Annotated in this window: 22 protein-coding genes; 2 read left to right on the forward strand and 20 right to left on the reverse strand. The window is 63.6% G+C overall.

Annotated elements, in window-relative coordinates; genetic code table 11:
- Positions 1-25: 25 nt before the first annotated feature.
- The 11 genes from M727_RS0107805 to M727_RS36030 all read right to left on the reverse strand — a co-directional run bounded on the left by M727_RS0107805 (position 26) and on the right by M727_RS36030 (position 9,605).
- A complete protein-coding gene (locus tag M727_RS0107805) occupies positions 26-865 on the reverse strand; it encodes a class I SAM-dependent methyltransferase (protein ID WP_027152202.1) in 840 nt (279 codons plus the stop codon).
- A 518-nt stretch (positions 866-1,383) separates the two neighbouring features.
- Complete coding sequence (locus M727_RS36025) at positions 1,384-2,670, reverse strand: virulence-associated E family protein (protein WP_051505554.1); 1,287 nt, start codon at positions 2,668-2,670, stop codon at positions 1,384-1,386.
- Positions 2,667-3,587 (reverse strand): hypothetical protein, encoded by a 921-nt coding sequence (locus tag M727_RS0107815; protein ID WP_027152203.1) that lies wholly within the window; start codon positions 3,585-3,587, stop codon positions 2,667-2,669. Before M727_RS0107815 ends, M727_RS36025 begins: the two co-directional genes overlap by 4 nt.
- Before the next feature lie 100 nt (positions 3,588-3,687).
- Complete coding sequence (locus M727_RS0107825) at positions 3,688-4,950, reverse strand: DUF2399 domain-containing protein (RefSeq protein WP_027152204.1); 1,263 nt, start codon at positions 4,948-4,950, stop codon at positions 3,688-3,690.
- Positions 4,947-5,255 (reverse strand): hypothetical protein, encoded by a 309-nt coding sequence (locus tag M727_RS0107830; protein WP_027152205.1) that lies wholly within the window; start codon positions 5,253-5,255, stop codon positions 4,947-4,949. Before M727_RS0107830 ends, M727_RS0107825 begins: the two co-directional genes overlap by 4 nt.
- Positions 5,221-6,276 (reverse strand): ATP-binding protein, encoded by a 1,056-nt coding sequence (locus M727_RS0107835; protein WP_027152206.1) that lies wholly within the window; start codon positions 6,274-6,276, stop codon positions 5,221-5,223. The genes M727_RS0107830 and M727_RS0107835 overlap by 35 nt, the downstream gene beginning before the upstream one ends.
- 54 nt (positions 6,277-6,330) lie before the next feature.
- Positions 6,331-6,834: a hypothetical protein gene (locus M727_RS0107840; protein WP_027152207.1), complete on the reverse strand. Its 504-nt coding sequence runs from the start codon at positions 6,832-6,834 to the stop codon at positions 6,331-6,333.
- The gene (locus M727_RS0107845; RefSeq protein ID WP_027152208.1) at positions 6,831-7,025 is read right to left on the reverse strand and encodes a hypothetical protein; all 195 of its coding nucleotides are present in this window, start codon (positions 7,023-7,025) and stop codon (positions 6,831-6,833) included. Before M727_RS0107845 ends, M727_RS0107840 begins: the two co-directional genes overlap by 4 nt.
- Positions 7,026-7,156: 131 nt before the next feature.
- Positions 7,157-7,417, reverse strand: coding sequence for a hypothetical protein (locus M727_RS0107850; protein ID WP_027152209.1), 261 nt, complete (start codon positions 7,415-7,417; stop codon positions 7,157-7,159).
- Between the two features lie 91 nt (positions 7,418-7,508).
- A complete protein-coding gene (locus M727_RS0107855; RefSeq protein WP_156941497.1) occupies positions 7,509-8,126 on the reverse strand; it encodes a hypothetical protein in 618 nt (205 codons plus the stop codon).
- A gap of 117 nt (positions 8,127-8,243) precedes the next feature.
- Complete coding sequence (locus M727_RS36030; RefSeq protein ID WP_051505555.1) at positions 8,244-9,605, reverse strand: integrase arm-type DNA-binding domain-containing protein; 1,362 nt, start codon at positions 9,603-9,605, stop codon at positions 8,244-8,246.
- 472 nt (positions 9,606-10,077) lie between these two features.
- Here M727_RS36030 and M727_RS0107865 point away from each other — a divergent pair, with 472 nt between their 5' ends.
- On the forward strand, positions 10,078-10,311 hold the full coding sequence (locus M727_RS0107865) for a hypothetical protein (RefSeq protein WP_027152211.1): 234 nt from the start codon (positions 10,078-10,080) through the stop codon (positions 10,309-10,311).
- 45 nt (positions 10,312-10,356) lie between these two features.
- Here M727_RS0107865 and M727_RS39135 read toward each other — a convergent pair whose 3' ends face one another.
- Both M727_RS39135 and M727_RS0107875 read right to left on the reverse strand, forming a co-directional pair.
- Positions 10,357-10,539, reverse strand: coding sequence for a hypothetical protein (locus tag M727_RS39135; RefSeq protein ID WP_051505560.1), 183 nt, complete (start codon positions 10,537-10,539; stop codon positions 10,357-10,359).
- Between the two features lie 363 nt (positions 10,540-10,902).
- Positions 10,903-11,400 (reverse strand): MarR family transcriptional regulator, encoded by a 498-nt coding sequence (locus tag M727_RS0107875; RefSeq protein ID WP_051505556.1) that lies wholly within the window; start codon positions 11,398-11,400, stop codon positions 10,903-10,905.
- Positions 11,401-11,529: 129 nt separating this feature from the next.
- Here M727_RS0107875 and M727_RS0107880 point away from each other — a divergent pair, with 129 nt between their 5' ends.
- Positions 11,530-12,012: an isoprenylcysteine carboxylmethyltransferase family protein gene (locus M727_RS0107880; RefSeq protein ID WP_027152213.1), complete on the forward strand. Its 483-nt coding sequence runs from the start codon at positions 11,530-11,532 to the stop codon at positions 12,010-12,012.
- 30 nt (positions 12,013-12,042) lie between these two features.
- On the opposite strand, the gene M727_RS0107885 is transcribed toward M727_RS0107880, so the two are convergent.
- Genes M727_RS0107885 through M727_RS0107915 form a run of 7 tightly spaced genes read right to left on the reverse strand, consistent with a single transcriptional unit; the run spans position 12,043 to position 20,006 of the window.
- Positions 12,043-13,860 (reverse strand): ABC transporter ATP-binding protein, encoded by a 1,818-nt coding sequence (locus M727_RS0107885; RefSeq protein WP_084646666.1) that lies wholly within the window; start codon positions 13,858-13,860, stop codon positions 12,043-12,045.
- Positions 13,857-14,801 carry an acetamidase/formamidase family protein gene (locus tag M727_RS0107890; RefSeq protein WP_027152215.1) on the reverse strand — a complete coding sequence of 315 codons (945 nt, stop codon included), beginning with the start codon at positions 14,799-14,801 and terminating at the stop codon, positions 13,857-13,859. Before M727_RS0107890 ends, M727_RS0107885 begins: the two co-directional genes overlap by 4 nt.
- Positions 14,791-16,434: an ABC transporter substrate-binding protein gene (locus M727_RS0107895; RefSeq protein ID WP_027152216.1), complete on the reverse strand. Its 1,644-nt coding sequence runs from the start codon at positions 16,432-16,434 to the stop codon at positions 14,791-14,793. Before M727_RS0107895 ends, M727_RS0107890 begins: the two co-directional genes overlap by 11 nt.
- Positions 16,435-16,476: 42 nt before the next feature.
- A complete protein-coding gene (locus M727_RS0107900; protein ID WP_027152217.1) occupies positions 16,477-17,397 on the reverse strand; it encodes an ABC transporter permease in 921 nt (306 codons plus the stop codon).
- A complete protein-coding gene (locus M727_RS0107905) occupies positions 17,394-18,260 on the reverse strand; it encodes an ABC transporter permease (RefSeq protein WP_198032614.1) in 867 nt (288 codons plus the stop codon). The genes M727_RS0107900 and M727_RS0107905 overlap by 4 nt, the downstream gene beginning before the upstream one ends.
- Positions 18,261-18,279: 19 nt before the next feature.
- On the reverse strand, positions 18,280-18,882 hold the full coding sequence (locus M727_RS0107910) for a transcriptional antiterminator (RefSeq protein ID WP_027152219.1): 603 nt from the start codon (positions 18,880-18,882) through the stop codon (positions 18,280-18,282).
- Complete coding sequence (locus M727_RS0107915; RefSeq protein WP_027152220.1) at positions 18,879-20,006, reverse strand: transporter substrate-binding protein; 1,128 nt, start codon at positions 20,004-20,006, stop codon at positions 18,879-18,881. Before M727_RS0107915 ends, M727_RS0107910 begins: the two co-directional genes overlap by 4 nt.
- Positions 20,007-20,771 lie beyond the last annotated feature (765 nt).

Raw genomic sequence — 20,771 nt, forward strand, 5'->3', positions numbered from 1 at the left:
AGTCCGGCCCATGCGTTGTGAAGGTTTAAGCCCGCGCCGTCACGATCCAACTCGCCGAATCCAGGCGCACGACGCCGTCCTCGTCCACATGCGGCCGTAATGCCTGGCGTACATCATCGATCACGAGCGCCCGCTTGTCAGGGTGCTCGAGCAAGGCGCGGCCCAGGGGGCCGACTTTGAGGCTGACGGCCAAGGTCTGCTCCAGGTCGCCAGCGCCAATCTTCTGGTCGTGCGGGGTCAGATCGATGTCGCGGAAGCCGGCGCTGGCGAGGATGTGGCGCACCTGCGCAGGGTCGGCGAACGCAAAGGGGCCAGGCGCGCCGGGCTTTGGCGGCGGCGCAGGCGGAAGCTGCGGCGCAGCCGCCATATGCGGCAGGATCATGAAAATGTTCTCGCCGGGTGTGCGCCAGCAGACGAACGCCAGTCGCCCACCTGGCCTCAGCGCCCGACGGATGTTGACGAAGGCCGCTGGCGGGTCGGCGAAGAACATCACGCCGAAGCGCGAGAATACCGCATCGAAGGTCGACGCGAAGACGCAGGTCTGGGCGTCGGCCTCGCGGAACGAGACGTTCGCAACGCCCGATTCGGCGGCGCGGCGGCGAGCCACATCCAGCAGCGGCCGCGAGATGTCGAGCCCCACGACGGCGCCGCTGGCATCGACGGCTCGGCCCAACTCCAAACTCGTCTGGCCAGAGCCGCAGCCGACATCGAGTATGCTCTCGCCTGGCGCGGGAGCGAGAGCCTCCATCGCCCTGAGCCCATGGGGCTCCAACTGGGCGTCCATGTGCTTCTGCAAGGCCGCCCAAGTCTCACCGGCCCCGGCGTTCCAATAGGCGATTTGATCGGCGTTGTCGGTTTCAGACATGACCCAGACCTCAAATGTCCGCACGCAACGCGCGCCGGAGCCCTGAACTTAATTGGAGGGCGCGGAATCTCCTGATGGTTGTCAACGAGCGGGCGTAGGGAATATCCGGCATCACGACGCCGGCGTCAGGCAAACTCGAACAGATCACGTAGCCATGCAAGCGCTCCATCATGCTAATTCGGCTTGCCGCATCTTGCGATGGAGTCAACCATCCTTGGCAGGGAACGCATCACTCTAAGAGCTTTCTCGATCCAGCGGAAACGAAATTGGGTTGGCCTCTAACCCGGAGTTTGTGCACCTGTTCTGGTGATTGTCGACAAAGGCGTGCTCGTTTCCGCGTCGCTCTGTTCCTACGTTCCCTCCTGTACCCACCGATTCCCATGAAGTGCTGTATTTCCCTATCGCTCACGCTCTAAAGGGAAGGGTAGGAACAGTAGGAACGCCAGGAGCGGAACCGCCGATTTCTGCGGTTTTGGGTGTGATTGTTCCCACTCAGTCGGAACATCCGCGGATCATGATTACTCGATCACATCGTCGGCAGCGGGTCGGCTATAAGCCCATCTCGGCTTGTTGTCGGGTCCACCGCGCTGTTTTTTGCGCGCACATTTCAGACGCCTCAGCACTGCGCCCACACGCATCTCGGCAGCCCTGTCGCGACGGCTCATATCGACGTTGAGCTGTCCGAGAACGTCCGCAGTCGTGAACCACATGCCAGCCATGCGCGTGCATACGTACTCATCGATCTTGTCGTGCCAAGGATCGGTATCGATGCGACTGTCGGTCTGACCTGCGGCGATCCTTTCGATCTTCGGAGTCAGCCACCAGATTTCGCCATCTCGCCATGCCGCGACCGCCTCGGCCCATAGCTGATCCACGATCTTGGCGACACCGACAAGGTCGACGGCCTCGATGCGGATCGGCCAGAACCGGCGGTTGCCGGTGGTGTCGACGAGATAGGTTTCAGCGTTCGTCGTACCGCAGAAGATACATTGCCTCGGTACCGTGACCACGCTGCGCCCGTACGACGGTCGGTATTTGTCGCTCTGGCACGAGAGGAAAGATTTGACCGTCTCGATTTCGGAGCGCCTGAACTGGGCGATTTCGCCGAGTTCGACGATCCACCGGCCGGCGAGATGCTGGCGCGCATCCTTGCTTTCGAGGTCGTGGGGGAGGCTGTCGGAAAACCACTCGTCATTGAGGGCCAGCATGCGCAGCAGGCTTGACTTCAAAGCACCCTGCTTACCTTCGAGGATCAGCGCGCAATCCGCCTTAACACCGGGTCGCAAAGCACGCGCGACGGCCGAAATGAAGAAACACCGGGTTACCGCTTCAATGTAGCTGATGACATCGGCGCGCTCCTTGTCGTCATCACCGTCGACCACGGCGCCGCAGTAATCGAGGAAGAATCGCGACAGCCGTTTGGTGCCGTCCCATGACAGCCCTTCGAGGCGCTCGCGCAATGGATGGAAGGGTTGCGAGCGTGCTTCCAGTTCGATTACGTCGCGGACCAGATTACGACCGATTCGTTTGAAGCCGCGCTGGTTGAAATGCTCCGCAAGCGCGGTGTCGTCGGCGTCGGCCCAAGGGCGCGGCGCAAATGCCTTCGGCGTCTTGAGATGGGGACGCGGGATGGGGCGCAGTAGCATGACTTCGCCCGCGAACTCGTCGAAGCCGACGAGGCCTTTGGTAAGAGCGTTGCCATGCAGTTCGCGGCGGAGGTTCAGCGGATTCGCGACATAGTTGGTCTTGCCAGCGCCCTCATCACCACCACCGTCCGGCTGAAAATGGATGACGTTCTCGTTCATGGCGCGACCTCGTCGGCATAGTCGCGTCCAAGCCCTTTCGGCCAGCGGATGAAGACTTCCCGGCCGGCTGCAGCGTATCGCTCCGCACACCCCTGCGCGGCTGACAATCCAGGACCGTCGTGGTCGGCGAAAAGCGTCAGGCACTCGATCCCACCAAGCAATGGGAAGCGACGCATGATACCTTCCGTGGTCGCCGACCAGATCGGCCAGTTGCCGCCCTTAAGGCAACCGAGCGCCGACTCGATGCCTTCGCCAAGATTGAGGTTCAGGCAAACGTGCTCGTCGGCTGTCAGCTTCACACACTGGCCAGTCACCGGACCAAGCATCTGCTTGGCCACGTCGCGGCGACGATCTGATCCATCCATGCAAAGCGCGGTGCGATGGATAGCGCTGGGCGGCGCGTCGGGATCGTGGTCGCCTGCAATCGGCGCGTAGCGGCAGATCATAGCCGGCAGGAATAGCCGCTCGCCATCTGCACCTTTGAACGGACAATGCCGATGGAAGCGGATCACATTTCCCGCCACTTCGTCGGGAAGGGGCAGTCCACGTGCGGCAAGATAGATCTCGACCAGCGTGCCGCGCGGATCGTGGCTTTCACGCCAGAGCCGGTAAGCCTGTTGCGCGCCGGCCGTCGTGTCGATCCTGTGGTTTACATGCTGGCGATGATCTACTCGCGGTTGGACCCGCGTCCTGTCCGGCGCGAACGCTGGAAGACCGCAGGTCTGGCGCACGTAGTCGATGCAGTCCTGCCAATCGTCATCGGCAAAACTTTTGACGTGAAGTGCGCCGTGCGCATCGATCCACACCTTCAGCGAGCGATCGCGGTCCGAATGCCCTGGTCCGGGCGCCAGGGCGTAGCCTTGATGGACGTCACCGCCAAGTGCGCGAGCGACCTCGGCAGCGGTCAGAGCGATCATCCGTCCCGTCTCCTCGCGCGCCCGCCGCCGGTCGAGCCACGAACGGAACCGAGCGGGATCAGGCTGGTCGGACGGTGGAAACCGATGATCTGCAGCGGCATTAGTCAGCGTCCTCCTCATCTTCGGAGTCATCGTCGGGATCGTCGCCCGAGTCGTCGGCACCCATCAGGTCGAGCAGCGCGACGTCCCACGGCAGTTCCGGACGTTTCTCCAGCCGGCGCCGCAACAGCCGCTCCAGGTCCTTCGGCAAGCTGACGGTAGCCGACGTCTTCGAAACCTCGCGGATGGCTTTCTGCATCTCGGCGATCATTGCAGCCCGCCTGGCGGCAAGTTCGAGCGTCCGGCGGTCCGGAACAACCTTGCGGACACCCGCCTCGGTGAGCTTCCGCTCGAGGAAGGCAACGAAATCGGGCGAGGTCATCGCGTTCAGTTCGACGCGCTGCTGCCTCTCGAGCAGGAAGGCGCTCTCGTCCTTGGTCGCGCCATACCGATGCAGCGTCGAGGCAATTGCATCGAGGTCCGCCTTGTCTTTGAAGAAGACGTCTTCCGGCTCGAGGCCCTCGACGTCGGCGAGGCGCAGGCCGAGATCGATGACCTTGAACGGGCGCGTGAACTCATAGCGCCGTGTCGATTCCTGTAGCGTGCCGGCGATCGTGAAGCCGGAGACGTCAAAGTCGTGCAGGACCAGCAGCGGGATCTCATGATCGGCGCATAACTCTTCGATCAGCTGCCTTGATGCCGTGACCGACATGCCCTTTGTCGACATGATCGCGATGTCGAAGCGCTCGGCAATACGGGCCGCATCGAGTAGCGGCTTGAAGCCCTCCTTCTCAATGAACAAGATCGCGCCGAAGCGATTCTGCGGGCCGCTCGTCGGAAAGCGGCGGCTGATCACGATGTTCGGAATTTCATCCAGACCGTCGTCCAGTTTGATTGTAGCGAGATACTTCCTGACCTGCAGCGTGCCGATCGGCACCGGGCGCTTGCCGTGCGGCTCGAAATAGGTGCCGCGTGCGTCGTAGACGACGTCCCAGTGGAGGCCATACCGCTCGATATAGTCGGGCAGCAGCGACTGCGAGAAATAGCCGTAATTGACCGGCTTGCCGGTGATTTCCTGTAGCGCGCCACGAGCCGCATAATAAATCTGCCGCGCCGAAGCCGGATACAGTCCGTCACCGGACGCCTTCGCCCACGCTTGCGGGAGGATATGGGCCGCGGCCTCGATCAGGCTTGCAGGCCGCCACCGCTTCATCGCTTGGCGGCGGTTGGCGCGCGCTGAAGCTGCCCGCTCTTCGGCCCTGCGCTGTTTTGCCCATTTCTTGGTGACGCCCTCGACGGCGTCGATTATCGACTGGCCCTTCATGACCGCACCGCCACCGACGACTTGCCGCGGTCGAGGTAATCGACGCGCGGGCAGGCGACGTGCAGGATGAAGGTCACCGGCTCGTCACGGCCGACGCGCTGGCGCTGCAGGATCGAGTCGAGGCTTTGGCCATAGCCGCCGAGCACACGGAACGGGTTGGTGATGCCTGGCGACCAGTTAACGCCGACAATGTCGCGCCGGCGGCCGTAGTCATCATCGCCGCGCCAGGCAAACGCGGTCTCGACGAGGTAAGGAATGCCTTCATCGTCCTCATCCTCGATCTTGCGATAGTCGAAGGACTCCATTTCGCAGCCGAGCTCGCGACAGCGACGTTCGAAATGGTTGCGGCCGATGGCGCCGAGAAGCTTGGGCTTGATCGGCTTCGACTGCGACTTCATGGCATCGAACAGCGCGGCAGTGGCAGCGGCGTCGATCGCGCCATTGCTTACGAGTGCAGAGAGCGGCGCGTGACAGGCAAAGCGCCTCAAGCACCGCCTTCTGCTTACCCGTCGAGGAAAGGCCACGGAACTGCGCGACAAACTCCCGGACGGTGCGGTCACGACCGTTGTCGGCGTCATGCGCCACCTGCGCCGCGATCAACCGCTGCTGCCGTTCCGGCGGATACCAGTGTGGCGATGTCGGGTCCGATGCCTTCCACTTCGCCCAGGTGGAATCGGTCGGCGCGATCTCGAGGACCTCGCCGAACCAGTCAATGGAGAGCGTCAGGTTGGGGTTGAGCCATGCGTAGTCTTGGACGATTTGTAAAAATCGTCCGCGGGACTGTTGCAAGATTGAGCAAGCTAAATCGGGCCATCCAACCCGGATTTCCGTGCCAATCTTGCGGTCTGCCGGGGAGGTCCGGTAGGTGATCGCCGGCTGCTGCCGGATCTGGTCGACCCTGAAATCAATGTGATGCTGCATCCCATGCGCCGAGATCGTAGCGGTGCCCAGCCGGCCCCCCGACAGCACATACGGCATCGCCACCAGCGTCTTGAGCGCATTGCCCTGCGCGCCACGTGTCGGCGACACGTATGCTTCGCGGCTGGAAACCCTCACATTGAAGTCGAGAACCGATTCCACGGTAGTTGTCGGGATTCCCGGCCCGTTGTCGGCGATCGTGATGCCATCGGCATCGACGCGGATTGCAACAGCGGGGGCTATGTCGGCGTCCTCGCAGGCATCGAGCGCGTTGTCGACGCCTTCCTTAGCAATCACCAACGGCCAGTCGGCCATCTCGTGCCCGGTCTGCGCTTGGAGCTCCTTGGCCGAGCAGAAGTCGAGCAGCCTGCTGGTCCGGAAGGCTTCGCGGTTGAGACGTTGATGCATGGGTCCTTCCTCAAACAAGGACCGTCCGCCCGTCGAGGGCGAACGGCCATCAGTTCATCTGCTGCAATCCGACTGTCGCTTGCTGACGACGTCGATCTTGGTGGACAATGCCTCGTGACCGCTCCCGTCCCGGCGGTAGAACCGGCCTCCAAAAAAGGTGAGTTCCGTCAGCTGCAGCTTCATCACGCGGCGTTCGACATCGGAGAAGCCACCGGGTCCCCAATTTCGGATCAACCGCTTGCCGTCCTCATCGAAGAATACCGGCAGCCCGAGTTCGTCCCTCGACTCGATGATGCCGACGGGATAGCCGGGCCTGATGCATGGTTTCGGGGAAGTTGATGTCGGGTCGGCCAGTGCCTGACGCCCGACGGCCGCAGGGAGCCAGCGCGGTGCCGCGCGTACGTTTTTGTCGGAGGATTGGACCTCCCCCAGATCCGCACGCCTTTGCCGGCGCCGTTGGGCCTTCGCGCGACATGAGGCGTTGCAGCAGTGCTGGTCAGGCCGGCTTGGGGTGAAACTCGCACCGCAGCCCTTGCAGGTGATCGTCGGCGCGCTCATGCCGAGCCCCACTCGCCAAGCACGCCCTCGATCACTTGGAGCGCCCGATCGGGCTGGCCCCTCTTGAGCAGCCTCGCCAGCTCGGCGAGCACCGCTTCGTGGCGGGCGTCGAGCCGACGCCAATCCGCCTCGCGCAAGTCGAGCAGCGCCTGGAGCGTCCTAGCGCGGCGCTGCAAATCAGTCGACTTCATCAACGCGGTTCCTCTTTTTGGAAAACCTCGCGCCGCTTGACTTGTGCTGACCGGATTTTAGTTTCGCGGGCGTCTGACTGTCCGCAAGATCCCGGAGCCTTCGTCGCGCGACATGCGGCGGGGCTTCGGGTTCAGGCCGCCTGCTCGGCGGCGGCGCGGCGGGCCTTGTATTCGGCGCTGGAAGAGACAGCTTCGCCGAACAGTTCTTCGACCCACGCGTCCAGATTGTCAGTGTCGTAGAACGGTACGTTGTTGGCCTTGTGGTATCGCGGCCCACCGCCGGTAACGGCGTACTTCGCCAGCGTCTTTGGCGTTCGGCTGACACCGTGGACGGTTAGCAAATAGGCGGACGCATCCTTCCGCCGCAGGCGCCTGGGGAAACCCTTCTCCATCGTGAAACCTCCGATCAACTTACCGACTCGCGGCGTGTGACGAGGTTCGCTGATCTGTTCTGGTTTGACCCGAAACCGAAACTCGGCCGATTTAGCCGGAGTTTTCGTTTCGGGCCTGCCGCAGGGCTCGCGTCGCTTCGGCCACGGCCTTGGTCAGCGCCGCGTCGGTCTTGTTGTGCCGCGGCAGTCCTGGCGGGAGCGCTTCCTGCAAGATGCCGACGAACTCGATGAAGCGGGTTGCTGTCCGTGACTCGGCGCCATTGTCGTCGGCTGCCGCATCGACCAGCATCATGTTGGTTGACGGTTTCCATCCGCGGTCCTGGGCCAGCTTCCACAGTCGGATGATCATGTTGCGCCACTCGTCGCGCTCGTCGAAGCGCGGGTGACCGTCGCCGCTGATGTCGGCTCGGGCGCACGTTATGGCTCGGCCGGCCGCCGAGGCGCGCTCCAGCAGGTCGCTGAACCGCGCATACCCCGCTTCTGCGAGATGTTCGTTCATGATGCTCTCGGCATAAGCCTTGGCGCCACCGCCGCCTGAGCTTGTGTACGCAGCCACAAGGTTGAGCAGAGCCTTGTCGACGCTATCGAGCCACTTGGTTGCATCCTCAACACGAGGCGCGTTTTGGCTGAACGGCGCATCGTCAATGTAGCGCTGAGCGATCCAGGCTATCTGGTCGCGCGCTTCCGGCTCCAGCTCGTCCTTGCCCAAAGCGGCCGCCAGCTCATCCCACAGCGCTGGATGTGGCGGCAGCCATCTGGCGACCTTATGGACGGCGCGGCCAGCGCGTGATGCCGGCAAGCGCGACTTCTTCGGGCGCCCCATAGCTCACACTCGCCGACGGCGCCTCGGCATTTCGATGACGTTGCCAGCCGCTGGTTCGGCCAGTGCCTGCTCGTCCCGCTCGCGAACCGCGTCGCCCATCATGACCGCGGTCTCGTCGGCAATGTCGTCGGCGGCGGCGATAAGCGCCTTGGGCAGGGCATGAACGTACCCGTCATGCACACCATTGCCAGCGTGCCCGACGAGCGCCTTGACGATAGCAGCTGGATATCCGAGGTCGGCTTCGGCCACGGATGTGAAGCTGTGGCGGAGCCCGTGCAGGGTCATGCCCGAGACACCGAGGGCCTGTTGGATGCCGGACACGGCGGGGCGGGTCCTAGTGGCCGGAGTGCCGCGCCATACCTTCGGGAGCCCTTGATAGAAGCCGTCGCCCTTAGCGGCTGGGAACACCCACTGCGAGCTGCCGGCCTGTTCCAGCGCGTTCCGCAGAACGTCGAGAGCTGTCTGCCCGAGCGGGCGCGCGCTCTCGCCCGTCTTGGAGTCGGACAGGCGCAGGCAATGGCCGGCGAAGTCGATCTCCGACACCTTGAGCGCCTGAGCCTCGCCTAGGCGACAGCCGGTCAGGGCTATGACTCGCAATTGACTGATCGCTTGCCAGCGAGCACCTGTGGCAGCCAGCCGACGCAACTCGTCACCGAGGCGCAGGTATCCGTCTGCATCGAGGCGGACCTTGCGCTTACCGTCGGCATGGCGCTTGATTCCGAGCACAGGGTTGTCGGCGCGGTAACCCTGCTCCACCGCCCACGTGAAGATGCCGGACAGCAGTCCCGTGGTCCGTGTGGCTGTACCTGTCCCGCCCACGACAACTGCCTTGCCACGGGCTTTCGTCTTGTGGATGCCGGCCGTCTTGCCGTCTGCCACATCATCTTGAAACTTACGGATGTCAGTCGGCGTGATCGAGACGACCGTGCGGCGACCGAGAAGCGGGACGATGTGACGCTCGATCCGCCCGCGATCGGTGTAAAGCGTAGTCGCCTTCTTGGGTTTCCGGCTCTTGGTCAGCAGCTTGCCGGTTTCGGCAGCCGTCAGGTATGCCTCGCACAGTTCCTTGACGGTCACAGCGTTGCGGCCGGCAATCTTCTGCTCGGCGGGATCTTCGCCGCTGGCGACCTCCAGCAGCCGCACCTTCGCCTGCTTGCGGGCTTGATCCGGCGTGATCACACCGTACCGACCGAGCGTCAGTTTTCGCACACGGCCGTTGGCATTGCGGAACATCAGGATGAACGTTTTGGCACCCGACGGCCACACGCGAATACCGAACGCCGGCAGATCGTCGTCCCACACGAGAACGTCACGCTTCCCGTTGGGCTTGATGGCGTCGATCGTCCTTGTGGTTAGCTTCGGCACTGGATGGCTCTCCGACACAGGCCTGCCGCCCTAAAGGTAACGCATAGGTAGCAGCAGGTAGCAAATTGAGGCGATCAGCAGCGATCACCGTTGCCTAGCCGGTAAGCCATATCTGTTTGTACGTCAACGATTATCGAACGTTGGTAAGCTCGCAGGTAACAGGGTCAATCCGATGACGCCTGCCCTCCGAAGGCAAAGGTCACAGGTTCGAATGCCGCCGGGTGCGCCAAATTTGCCCGGTCCATTCTGGACACATAGGTTACGGTTTATATCGGAGGAGACATGGTGGACTGCACCCCTCTCTCGGGAAGAGCTCGATCTGCCGACTCTCCCTGTTTCAGCCACATCTCGTAGAGCCGAACCTCGAATCCAGTCTTGCCCGCCCCTGACGGCCGCCTTCTCAGCTGTGCTCTGGAACCCGTTCGGCCTCAAGTGAATTCTTCGTGGGTAGATCTTGAAGGAGACCCCACCATTGTCCGCACCTGACGAAATGGATGTCGTCCTCGAAAAGCTGCCTTTGAGGATCGGCGCCTACATACCCGACGACTTGCTGGAAGACTGGTTTGCGCCGGGAACGGGCATGAACCCGGTCAGCAAGGAAGCGCTGGCGGCCGCCAAGACTTACGGGTGGCGCTTCGAATGCGAATTCAAGCACTACCCCGAACGGATGGAGGGGGTGTTCTGGAAGTGGGTGCCTGCGATCTGATCCGCACAGGGCGAGCCTAGGTGGAAACGGGCAGGCATGGCCTCCTCAGCCGCCGCCTATCGGCGTCGTCACCTTTCCGGTTCCGCCGCATTCGGGGCAGGTGCGGCCGTCGATCATGCCTGTCCCTGCGCAGCGGCGACAGATATTCTCGCCGGCGCCAGGAGTGCCTGCCGGAACTTCGTCGACATTGGTCTGATCCTGCGCAGCTTGCGCAGGTTTGCCCTGCAGCTTGTCTCTTAACCGGGCGACCGCGGCCTCGTCGACTTCAAGCGACGTGCTGCTGTCGTCCGGCAGACCTTCACCGGATTGGCCTATGGTTTCGTTGCGCGGCCGGTCGTTCGTGCCTGTCGTTATCTTTGGTTTCCGAGCCATTGCAGTACTCTTTTGTCGATTGCAGGCGCAGCTATCAGTTCCTGCGGTTTCGAACGCCTCAGCTCCGCAGAGGTTCCGGTTGGCAATCGTTCGCCGGCGGGGCTCGGACGGAAGCGGCAACAGCCAAGCGGATCAAGGCTGAAACGGCACACGATCGGGGAGGCGCTCAAGCAGGGCCGGGACTTCCCTTCAATGCGCCGCGCAGCCTTTGCGTCAGCGCTACGACAGCCGCTCCGAGCGCACTTTCACGTCGTCGCTCAGCTGCCGCACGATCTCGGCGGTCTTGCGGATATCGGCTTCGTCGAGAGCGACGCCCATGGTCGAGGCGATCGCCAAGAGCTGGGCGTTGAGCTCGCCGTAGCGCGCAGCACCCTTGCGCGTCAGCTGCACAAGCTTCGAGCGCCGGTGTTTTGGATTGTCGATGATTTCGACCAGCCCCTCGGCTGCAAGCTCATCCGCCAGCCGCTGCATGCGCTGACGGCTGGTGGGCCGCATCTGGGCGATCTGCGGCACGGTGAGCGGGCCAAGCAGCGCCAGGCTTCGCATGAAGCCGAACGCACCGCCGCCCCAGCTGGTGATGAGCCCTGTCTTCTGGCCGAGAGCCCGTATCCTGAAGAAGCACTGGGCCACTTCGAGCATCAGCTCGGTGATCGCCTCGGCCTTGCCGTCAGCGATGGGGTCCGTCCCGGTCCTCTGGTCGTGTCTTGCCGACGCCATCGCTTCCTTCCTTTTGTCTTGCGAATTTCTGCGATTGACACCCTTGTTGTCAACTTCTAGAGTGACACCTTAGTTGTCATTGTAGGTAGCTGTGAGCTTCGTAGCCCTCCAGCATTTGCGGGAGCACACATGGCAATTGAACCGGCTGGGCAAACCGACACCGGAACCGCAGGCGTCATCGCGAGACCGCCCCTGCTCTTTCTCGCCGCTTTGCTGATCGGCTTCGTCCTGGATCGCCTGCTGCGCTTGCCGTTCCCGGTCCCAAGGGCCTGGATCATCGGCGGCTCGCTGATCCTGATCGGTCTGGCGCTTTTCGCCGCGGGCATTCGCAACTTCATGCGCGTGGAGACGCCGGTGCCGACGAATGAGCCGACGCGCGTGCTGGTGACGACCGGCATCCACGGCTGGACGCGCAATCCGATCTACCTTGGCATGTTCCTCATCTATGGCGGCATCGGCATCGCCGCGCAAAATAGTTGGATCCTTGTCCTCACGCTGCCGCTGGCGATCCTGTTCCGCTACGGCGTCGTCGCCCGCGAGGAGGCCTATCTCGAGCGGCGGTTCGGCGATGCGTATCGCGGCTACAGGCAGACCGTGCGGCGGTGGCTCTGAGCGTCGCAAGAATGCCGACAGTTGCGCACGTCAGGAAACCGCAACGAGATGACCGTTGCCAAGATCCCTCAGGGCCAGTTTCGGCGGCTCTTCGCCAATTTTTCGGGTCGGGCTCGGGATCTCCTGGTCGAGACGCGCGAAACGCGGCCGGCGTCTTGCCGGATCGGGCACCGGCACGGCTTCGATCAAGCGCTTGGTGTACGGGTGGCGCGGGTTCGAAAAGACCTGGTCGCGGGTGCCCATTTCGACGATCTGGCCGAGATACATGACGGCGACACGATCGGAAATGTTCTCGACCACCGCCATATCGTGCGAGATGAACAGGTAGGCGATGCCGAATTCGCGCTGCAGTTCCTTCAGCAGGTCGAGCACGCGGGCCTGCACCGACACGTCGAGCGCCGAAACGCTTTCGTCGGCGATGATGAGTTTGGGCCTGAGCGCCAAAGCGCGCGCGATGCAGATGCGCTGGCGCTGGCCGCCCGAGAATTCGTGCGGATAGAGCTCCATCTGATCGGCCGAGAGACCGACGCGTTCGAACAGCGCCGCCACAAGCTGGCAGCGCTCTTCCTTCGAACCTATGCCATGGATCAACAGCGGCTCGGCAACGAGGTCGCCGACGCGCATGCGCGGGTCAAGCGAGGCATAGGGATCCTGAAAAATCATCTGCACGTCGCGGCGAACCGCCTTGCGCTGGTCACGGCCAAGGCCCGCCAGATTGCGCCCGCCGATGACGATATCGCCGTGGTAGGGCACAAGCCCGGCCAGCGCCTTGGCGGTGGTCGACTTGCCGCAGCCGGATTCGCCGACCAGCGCCAGCGTCTCGCGCGGCGCGATCGAAAAGCTGACGCCTTCGACGGCGTGGACACGGCGGTTCACTTGGCCGAAGAAGCCACCGCGCAGGTCGAAGCGGACATGCAGATCGTTGACCACCGCCACGCTTCCGGACATTTCCGCTTCGACCGATTTTTGGCGGCCGACGCCAGTTCCGATGCGCGGCACGGCGGCGAGCAGTTCGCGTGTGTAGTCGGCTTGCGGGCGAGCAAAAATATCGGCGGCTGTTCCCTCCTCGACCATGCGGCCGTGCCGCATGATGATGACGCGATCGGCCATTTCAGCGACCACGCCCATGTCGTGGGTGATGAGGATGACGCTGGTGCCGTGTTCGCGCTGCAGATCGCGCAACAGTTCCAGCACCTCGCCTTGAACGGTGACGTCGAGCGCCGTCGTCGGCTCGTCGGCGATCAGCACATCCGGTTTCAGCGCCAGCGCCATGGCGATCATCACGCGCTGGCGCATACCGCCGGACAGTTCGTGCGGAAACTGTTTTAGCCGGCTTTCGGCTTCCGGGATGCGGACGGCCTTCAGCGCCTCGACGGCGCGCCGGCGCGCCTCGGCGCGTGACAGGCCGGTATGGGCCTCGATGGATTCGACCAGCTGCCGGCCGATCGACAGCACCGGATTGAGCGATGTCATCGGCTCCTGGAAGATCATCGCGATGCGGTCGCCGCGAATGCGGCGCATCCGACGCTCATCGAGCCCAGCCAGATCGATGTCACCTCGATGCATATCGCGAAGCCAGATCTTGCCTGACGATATGCGGGCGGCAGGCTGCGGCAAGAGCTGCATGATCGCCAGCGCGGTCATCGATTTGCCGGAACCGGATTCGCCGGCGACGCAAAGCGTCTCGCCGCGCGCAAGCGAGAACGATAGCTCTGAGACCACCGGCCGCTCGCCGTCTTCGCCACGCACGCTGACGGTCAGGCCGGAGATTTCCAGCACCGGTCCAGCCGTGGTCGAAACGGCCGGGGCAAAAACCCCGGTCCGCTTTTTGCCTGCGCTTTTGCTCATTCGAAGACGCAGCGCGGGAAGTAGAACGACACCACCCAGTTCGGCATGTCGACGATCTCGCTGATCCGGAGATCGCCGCAGACCGAAACCAGCATGTAGGCCTCGACCGGGTCCATTGCGTAGCGGCCGGCAAGCAGGTCGATCATCTGCGAGACCGCTTCCCTGGCGCCCGTCATCAGGTCCGGTCCGATGCCGGTCGTCACCTCATAGCCCTTGGCATCGAGATGGCGCGTCACCGGACCCGGCGTGGTGAAGCGCGGCGTCTTCAGCCGCGCATTTTTAACCAGGTCGAGCTTGAGCACGACATCCATCGGGCTTTCGATCGCCGTGCCGCACACTTCGCCGTCGCCCTGCGCGGCATGCGTGTCGCCGACCGAAAACAGCGCACCGGCCACCTCCACCGGCAGATAGAGCGTGGTGCCGGCCGCGAGATCGCGGATGTCGAGATTGCCGCCGACGCGCCTTGGCGGCACCACCGAGTGGAGGCCCATTTCAGCCGGCGCGTTGCCGATGGTGCCGGCAAAGGGTTTCAGCGGCACGCGGGCATGCTTGCCGAACAGCGCCGGTTCGAGCGAGGCGTCGTCGTATGTCCAGATGTTCAGCGCCGGTTCCGGGAAGTCGTCGGCGAGCAGGCCGAACCCCGGAATGTTCGCCGTCCAACCGAAGCCCGACGGCTTGAACGCCTCAATTGTGATCTTCAGCGCGTCACCCGGCTCAGCCCCGTCGACATAGATGGGCCCGGTGACGGGGTTCACCTTGGCGAAGTCGAGCAAAGCGACGTCGTCCACAGTGCTGTCCAGCGTCAACTGGCCTCCGGACGAGTCCAGGCACTGGAACTCGATCGTCGAACCGGGCGCCACCCGCTCAGTCGGGACAAAGGAATTGTCCCAGCCGAAATGGTGATGGCGCCCATGGATGGTGTAGTCGCAGTTATTGCACATCGGTCACATACACATTGTCGTAGTTGATCGGGATATGGACGGGGTCGACATAGAGATTGTCGGCGCCACCCATCCGGGCCGATTTCATGGTGAAACGCTGCTCGTTGAAGACCGGCGCCCAGGGCGCGTCTTCCATGATCTTGCCGTAGATCGCGCTCCACATCCTGGCACGTTCGGCTGATTTGGCCGGGTCGACGATCGAGTCGGCCTCCGCCGCCTTGGCGTCGAGATCCTTGTTGCAGTACCACGACCAGTTCCAGCCGCCCGGAACCGCGCCGGCGCAGCCGAGGATCGGCCCGTAGAAGTTCGATGGATCGGGGAAATCGGCGATCCAGGCCATGCCGCCGGACCAGATCATCGGCGCGCCGGCCTTGTCGCCGCCGGCGGCGATGACGTTGGCCTGCGCGAGCGACTGGATGCTGGCCTTGATGCCGACCGCCGCCAGATCCTGCTGGATCGCCTGGGCGATGCGCGGGTTGGGATCGGTGTTCATGGCGAACAGCTGCGTTTCGAAACCATCGGGATGACCGGCCTCGGCAAGCAAAGCCTTGGCCTTGGCCACGTCATAGGGATAGCCCTTGAATTCCTTGTCGTAGCCGGGCATCGACGGCGGCAGCGGCTGGTTGGCCGGCACCGCACGGTTGTTGATCAGCTGGACGATACGGTCCTTGTTGATCGCCATGTTGACGGCTTGCCGCACGTTGAAATTGTCGAACGGCGCCATGGTGGTGTTCATGGTGATGTAGCCGGTGTGCAACTGGCCGCCCTCGACGACGCGGGCCTTCTGCTCGGGATCGGCCATCACCTCCTGGAACTTGGCCGGCGGGATGCCGTCGCCGGGAATGTCGATCTCGCCTTTCTGCAGGCGCAGCAGCGCCACGATCGGCTCCTGGCCGATCTCGAAGCTGATCCTGTCGAGATGCGGCAGGCCTTTGTGCCAGTAATCCGGATTGCGCTCGAAGACGACGCGCTGGCCGAGCGTCCATTCGGCGAACTTGAAAGCCCCGGTGCCGACCGGATGCTTGCCAAAATCCGCGCCGTATTTCTCGACCTCCTCCTTCGGCACGACATGCGAAAAGTTGATGGCCATGACATGCAGGAAGGTGGCATCGGGCCGGGTCAGTTCGAACTTGATCGTGTAGGGATCGACGACGGTGACGCCCGCCAGGCTTTCCGCCTTGCCGGCAGCGACTTCGTCATGGCCCTTGATCGAGCCGAAGAAGCCGGCGCCCGGGCTCTGCGTCTTCGGATTGGTGACGCGATCGAGCGAATATTTCACGTCGTCGGCGGTCATCTCGCGGTCATTGTGGAACTTCACCCCCTGGCGCAGCTTGAAGGTGAAGGTCTTGCCGTCTGGCGCGATCTCGTAGCTCTCGGCAAGGTCGGGCCGCAGGTTGGTGGTGCCCGGCTCGTAGTCCATCAGTCCGTCGAACAGGCTCTTGATCATAGACCAGTTCTGCCAGTCATAGCCGATGGCCGGATCGAGCGTGGCGACGTCGTCCTTGTAGGTGACGGTGATCGCGCCGCCCTGCCTGGCGTTCGGATCGACGGCGTCTTCGGCGCGTACGCTTGTCATGCCGAGCATCAGCGCGAGCGCCGATACCGCTACGGTGGAGGTCAAGATTTTTTTCATCTCATGTTCCCTTTCTCTGGTTGTTATCGTCTTTTTTGGCTTTCATCTGAGCTTGATGCGCGGGTCGATGAACGGTGCGACAGTGTCGGCCAGGAGATTGCCGAGCACGATGGCGAAGGCCGAAACCAGGGTCACACCCATGATGATCGGAATGTCGACGCGCTGGATGGCCTGCCACGCAAGCTGGCCGATGCCGGGCCAGCCGAACACACTCTCGACCACCACGATTCCGCCCATGAAGATGCCGATGTCGATGCCGATCATGGCGATGACCGGCAGGATGGCGTTGGGCAGTGCATGGCGGAAGATGATGGCGCCGCGCGCAAGGCCCTTGGCGCGGGCGGTCCGCATATAATCCTGGCGCAGCACGTCGATCATCGACGAGCGCATCATGCGGGCGTACCAGCCGGCGCCGAGTATTCCCATGGTCAGGGACGGCAGCACCAGATGGCGCCAGGTGCCGTAGCCGCCGATCGGAAACCAGCCGAGCCGCACGGCGAATACGTAAAGGAGCAGCAGGCCGACGACGAATTGCGGCGCCGAGACGCCGACAAAGGACGCGACCATCAGCGTCTGGTCGGTGGCGGTGCCGCGCCTGACGGCGGCAACAAGGCCCATCGTCAGGCCGATCGCCAGCTCGCAAAGGATGGCGCCGACCATCAGCAGCAGGCTTGCCGGCAGCCGCGAGACGATGAGCTCCGTGACCTCGGAACGCTGGATGTAGGAGCGGCCGAGATCGCCGCTGAGCAGGCTGATCAGATAGTGCCAGTACTGGATGAAGAAGGGCTGATCGAGGCCGAGCTGCCGGCGGATGTTCTCGACCGTTTCGGGCGTGGCACTGCGGCCGGCGATCTGGCGGACGGGGTCGGCGGGCAGCAGGTAGAGCAGTGCAAAGGTGATCAATGAGACGCCGAGCAGGATGAGCACGGACTGGATAACGCGGCGGCCGAGATAGGCGATCATGCCCGGCCCCTTTGCGTCGGATCGAGGATGTCGCGCAGCGCATCACCGATGAGGTTGAAGGCTAGCGCCAGCGCCAGGATCGCCGCACCAGGAAAGAAGACCAGCCAGGGCGCTGCCTGGAAATATGTCTGGTTCTCGAAAATGATGTTGCCCCAGGATGCGGTCGGCGGCTGCACGCCGATGCCGAGATAGCTGAGCGTTGCTTCGAGCAGCACCGTGGTCGAGATGCCGAGCGTGCCCCAGACGATGATCGTCGGCAGCAGATGCGGCAGGATATGGCGAAACAGGATGCGTGGCGCGCTCGCCCCGATGGTGCGCTCGGCGTCGATGAACTCGCGCTCGGCGAGCGAGCTGGTCTCGGTGTAGATGACCCGCGCGGTCTGCACCCAGTTCACCAGTGCGATCACCATGGCAACGATCCACAGGCTCGGCTGGAGCACCGCCGCCAGGCAGATGGCGAGCAGCAGCGCCGGAAAGGCCATCATCAGATCGGTGAAGCGCATCAGCGCGCTGCCGATCCAGCCGCGGAAATAACCCGCGGTGACGCCGACCAGCGTGCCGATCAGAAGCGCCACGCCGTTGGCGACGATGCCGATGATCAGCGAGGTGCGTGCGCCGAAAAGGATGCGGGTCAGCAGATCGCGGCCGAGCAGATCCGTGCCCAGCCAGAAGCTGGCATTCGGCGGCAAGGGCGCGCCTTCAAGCGTCAGCCCGTCGAACATCTGCTCGTTCGGATCGTAGCCCGTCAGCCACGGCGCCAGGATGGCGCCGGCCACGACGACGGCAACGATCACCAGGCCGATCAATGCCAGAGGACGCTTGACCAGGCGCCGCCAGACGCCGGCGCGTGCCTTGACCGGCATGCGCCCGGTTGCCGGAAGATCAGGCGCGATGGGACTGGTCATTGCCGCCTTCCTCTTCCGTCATCGCCACGATCCGGCGCGCGGCCTCCTCGACGCTGATCTGCCAGCTCATCGCCAGCGACCGCAGCTGCGCATAGGCGCGGCCGTCCTCGGCGCCTTTCGACAAGGCTTCCACCGCGCGCACGATGGTCTGGCGCTCCGCGACGCGCAGGCGAAGCGACGATATCTCGCTTGCCAAAAGCTTGCGCGCCTCGAAACTCTGCCGCGCGATCAAAAGGGCGCTGTAGACGCCGGCATTGCCGACCGGCTTCAGCAACTGGGCGTCGGCCTTGTGCGACAGCGCCCATTCGATGCGGCCTGGCGCTTCGGAGCCTATCAGTGCGACCAGCGGCATCGGCGCCTCACCCGGCGCCCATGGGAATTGTTCGTCGAAGCCGAGATCGGCATCGAAGAAGACGAAGTCCGCCGCCAGCGCCTCGGCCGGCAGTTCCGGCCAGCAGCCGACCGTCTCGAGGCCGATGGCCGACAATTGCCGCGTGATCGCCTGCACTGTCGGATGCGGACGATGCAGGACAAAGGCCCTGGCGCCGCCGAGATTTGGGATGCGCGGGACCTTGCTCACGACACCACCCTCAGGCGTGGGCGGCCGAATGTCTCGGTCCGGTCATAGCGGGACAGATAGGGATCGGGCGCGACACCTTTGGTCAGCGTGACGGTCTTGAACGCGGTCCCCTCGATGCGCCCGATCTGCACCGGCAAGGTGGCGTGCTGGGTTTGCGGATCGATGGAGATGTCGCCGAGCGGGGTTCGAAACGAGGTTCCGGCAAAGGCCCCGGGAAGCTCCGGCCATTGTGCGCCGGGATTGCGGGCGAGGATTTCGGCAAGCGTCCGCACCGAGGCATAGGCGGCCGCCTCGAAGGACGAGGCAGGCATGACGGAGGGCGCCGAATCGCCCTGGCGATCCGCTGCCGAGATGTCGTGAAAGTACGGCCCGACGGAAAGGTGGCCATTGCCCGCCTCGTTGAGCGCCGGCAACTCGCATTCGGTGAGATTGCAGGACAGGATCGGGCAGCGCTCCGGCCTGAAATGCGGGTCGCGTTTGGCGAGCTCGGCATAGGCCGCGATGAAGGCATAGGACGAGGAGCCGATCAGGTTGTTCAGGACGAACTCCGGTCGGGTTGCCTGGATCTCGGCGATCAGCCTGGAGACATCGACCTCGCCGAGCGGCAGATAACGTTCGCCCAAAACCTTGCCGCCGGCGTCGGCGATCAGGTCGCGGGCGACACGGTTGGTCTCCCAGCCCCAGATATAGTTCGACCCGAGCAGGAAGCCGTTGGCGCCGAAGCGCGGCACGACGTGGGCCAGCAGCGGGACGAGATGCTGATTTGGGCAAGCGTGCATGTAGACGACATGCTCGTTCGCTTCGAAGCCCTCATAGGGGCAGGCGTACCAGAGCGTGCCACCGGCGCGCTCGAGGATCGGAATGACCTCCTTGCGACTCCATGACGTGATGCAGCCAATGATGTGGCGCGCGCCGCTGTTGCCGAGAATGTCGGCGCAGCCCGTCGCGTAGCCATCGATGTTGCCCTGCGGGTCGCGCTCCACCGGAACGAATTCGATCGGGATGGCGGGATCGGCGTTGACATCGGCGATGGCCGTCATCGCACCCGAACGGCAGGATTCGGACAGCAGGCGGTAGTTGCCCGACCGCGAGTAAAGGATGCCGATTTCGATACGCCGTCCCAAGCAAATCCCCAAAAATAACAATGCCCCGCAGCCGCCGCCGCGGAAGGCGAGGCATACGAGGCATTTTTGCCGCCCGGCGGTCGGAGCCGGTATTTTCCCCAATAGCGTATTCGGTACGGCGGGTCAGTCAAGCGGGAAAGTGAGGGTCGGCCCGACGATGCTGCTGTAGAAGGGGGAGCGCCGTTCGGGCATACTTCACCAATTGTCGATGTTGGCGCGCTGCCCCTCATCGCCCTGCCGGGCACTTCTCCCCGAATAGTGACGGGAGAAGGACGCCGTCACCGAGGATTTCGCCAATCGGCAGCGGTGCAGGAAATTGTCCAGTTGAGAGATGGGTAACACTTTGAACCGGATACATGGGTTACAGTTTTCCCCCTGTGGTGTCCGCCGCAGCGCCATGCGGTTTGGTTGGCGCGACGCTGCGGCGGACAAGCTTCATGCGACTGGTGTCGAGGATGCCGAGCGGGTGGGCATGGAAGCTGAGCGCCCATTGACCATCCTCGGTTTCGGTGGCGGCGACCGCTTCGCCGGCCAGCGCCTTGGAAACGTAGACGAANCCNCCGTTCCANCTGATCTCGCCATTGTGGCGCACGCTGCGCACCGTCGCCTCGGCCGGATAGTCGGGCTCGGGCGGTGTCGCGGGCATGGCGCGCGGCGGAGACGGAAACGACATGCGCGGCGGCGATCACGGCGCGGCAACGCCGATTGGAGGCTTCGGCGGTCAGCCGGCGGCTCGCGCCCGCTCGGTGGCGGCCTGGTCGATTG

This window comes from Mesorhizobium sp. WSM2561, from assembly GCF_000513915.1.
Taxonomy (GTDB): Bacteria; Pseudomonadota; Alphaproteobacteria; order Rhizobiales; family Rhizobiaceae; genus Mesorhizobium; species Mesorhizobium muleiense.

Coding starts and splice junctions, on each gene's coding strand:
- M727_RS0107875 (WP_051505556.1), bottom strand. CDS start 11,400: ATGGCGTCGGCAAGACACGACCAGAGGACCGGGACGGACCCCATCGCT.
- M727_RS0107900 (WP_027152217.1), bottom strand. CDS start 17,397: ATGATCGCCTATCTCGGCCGCCGCGTTATCCAGTCCGTGCTCATCCTG.
- M727_RS0107905 (WP_198032614.1), bottom strand. CDS start 18,260: ATGCCGGTCAAGGCACGCGCCGGCGTCTGGCGGCGCCTGGTCAAGCGT.
- M727_RS0107895 (WP_027152216.1), bottom strand. CDS start 16,434: ATGAAAAAAATCTTGACCTCCACCGTAGCGGTATCGGCGCTCGCGCTG.
- M727_RS0107825 (WP_027152204.1), bottom strand. CDS start 4,950: ATGAAGGGCCAGTCGATAATCGACGCCGTCGAGGGCGTCACCAAGAAA.
- M727_RS0107885 (WP_084646666.1), bottom strand. CDS start 13,860: ATGAGCAAAAGCGCAGGCAAAAAGCGGACCGGGGTTTTTGCCCCGGCC.
- M727_RS0107850 (WP_027152209.1), bottom strand. CDS start 7,417: ATGGAGAAGGGTTTCCCCAGGCGCCTGCGGCGGAAGGATGCGTCCGCC.
- M727_RS0107840 (WP_027152207.1), bottom strand. CDS start 6,834: ATGAGCGCGCCGACGATCACCTGCAAGGGCTGCGGTGCGAGTTTCACC.
- M727_RS0107880 (WP_027152213.1), top strand. CDS start 11,530: ATGGCAATTGAACCGGCTGGGCAAACCGACACCGGAACCGCAGGCGTC.
- M727_RS0107805 (WP_027152202.1), bottom strand. CDS start 865: ATGTCTGAAACCGACAACGCCGATCAAATCGCCTATTGGAACGCCGGG.
- M727_RS0107815 (WP_027152203.1), bottom strand. CDS start 3,587: ATGATCGCTCTGACCGCTGCCGAGGTCGCTCGCGCACTTGGCGGTGAC.
- M727_RS0107845 (WP_027152208.1), bottom strand. CDS start 7,025: ATGAAGTCGACTGATTTGCAGCGCCGCGCTAGGACGCTCCAGGCGCTG.
- M727_RS36025 (WP_051505554.1), bottom strand. CDS start 2,670: ATGAACGAGAACGTCATCCATTTTCAGCCGGACGGTGGTGGTGATGAG.
- M727_RS0107835 (WP_027152206.1), bottom strand. CDS start 6,276: ATGCATCAACGTCTCAACCGCGAAGCCTTCCGGACCAGCAGGCTGCTC.
- M727_RS0107830 (WP_027152205.1), bottom strand. CDS start 5,255: ATGGAGTCCTTCGACTATCGCAAGATCGAGGATGAGGACGATGAAGGC.
- M727_RS0107890 (WP_027152215.1), bottom strand. CDS start 14,801: ATGTGCAATAACTGCGACTACACCATCCATGGGCGCCATCACCATTTC.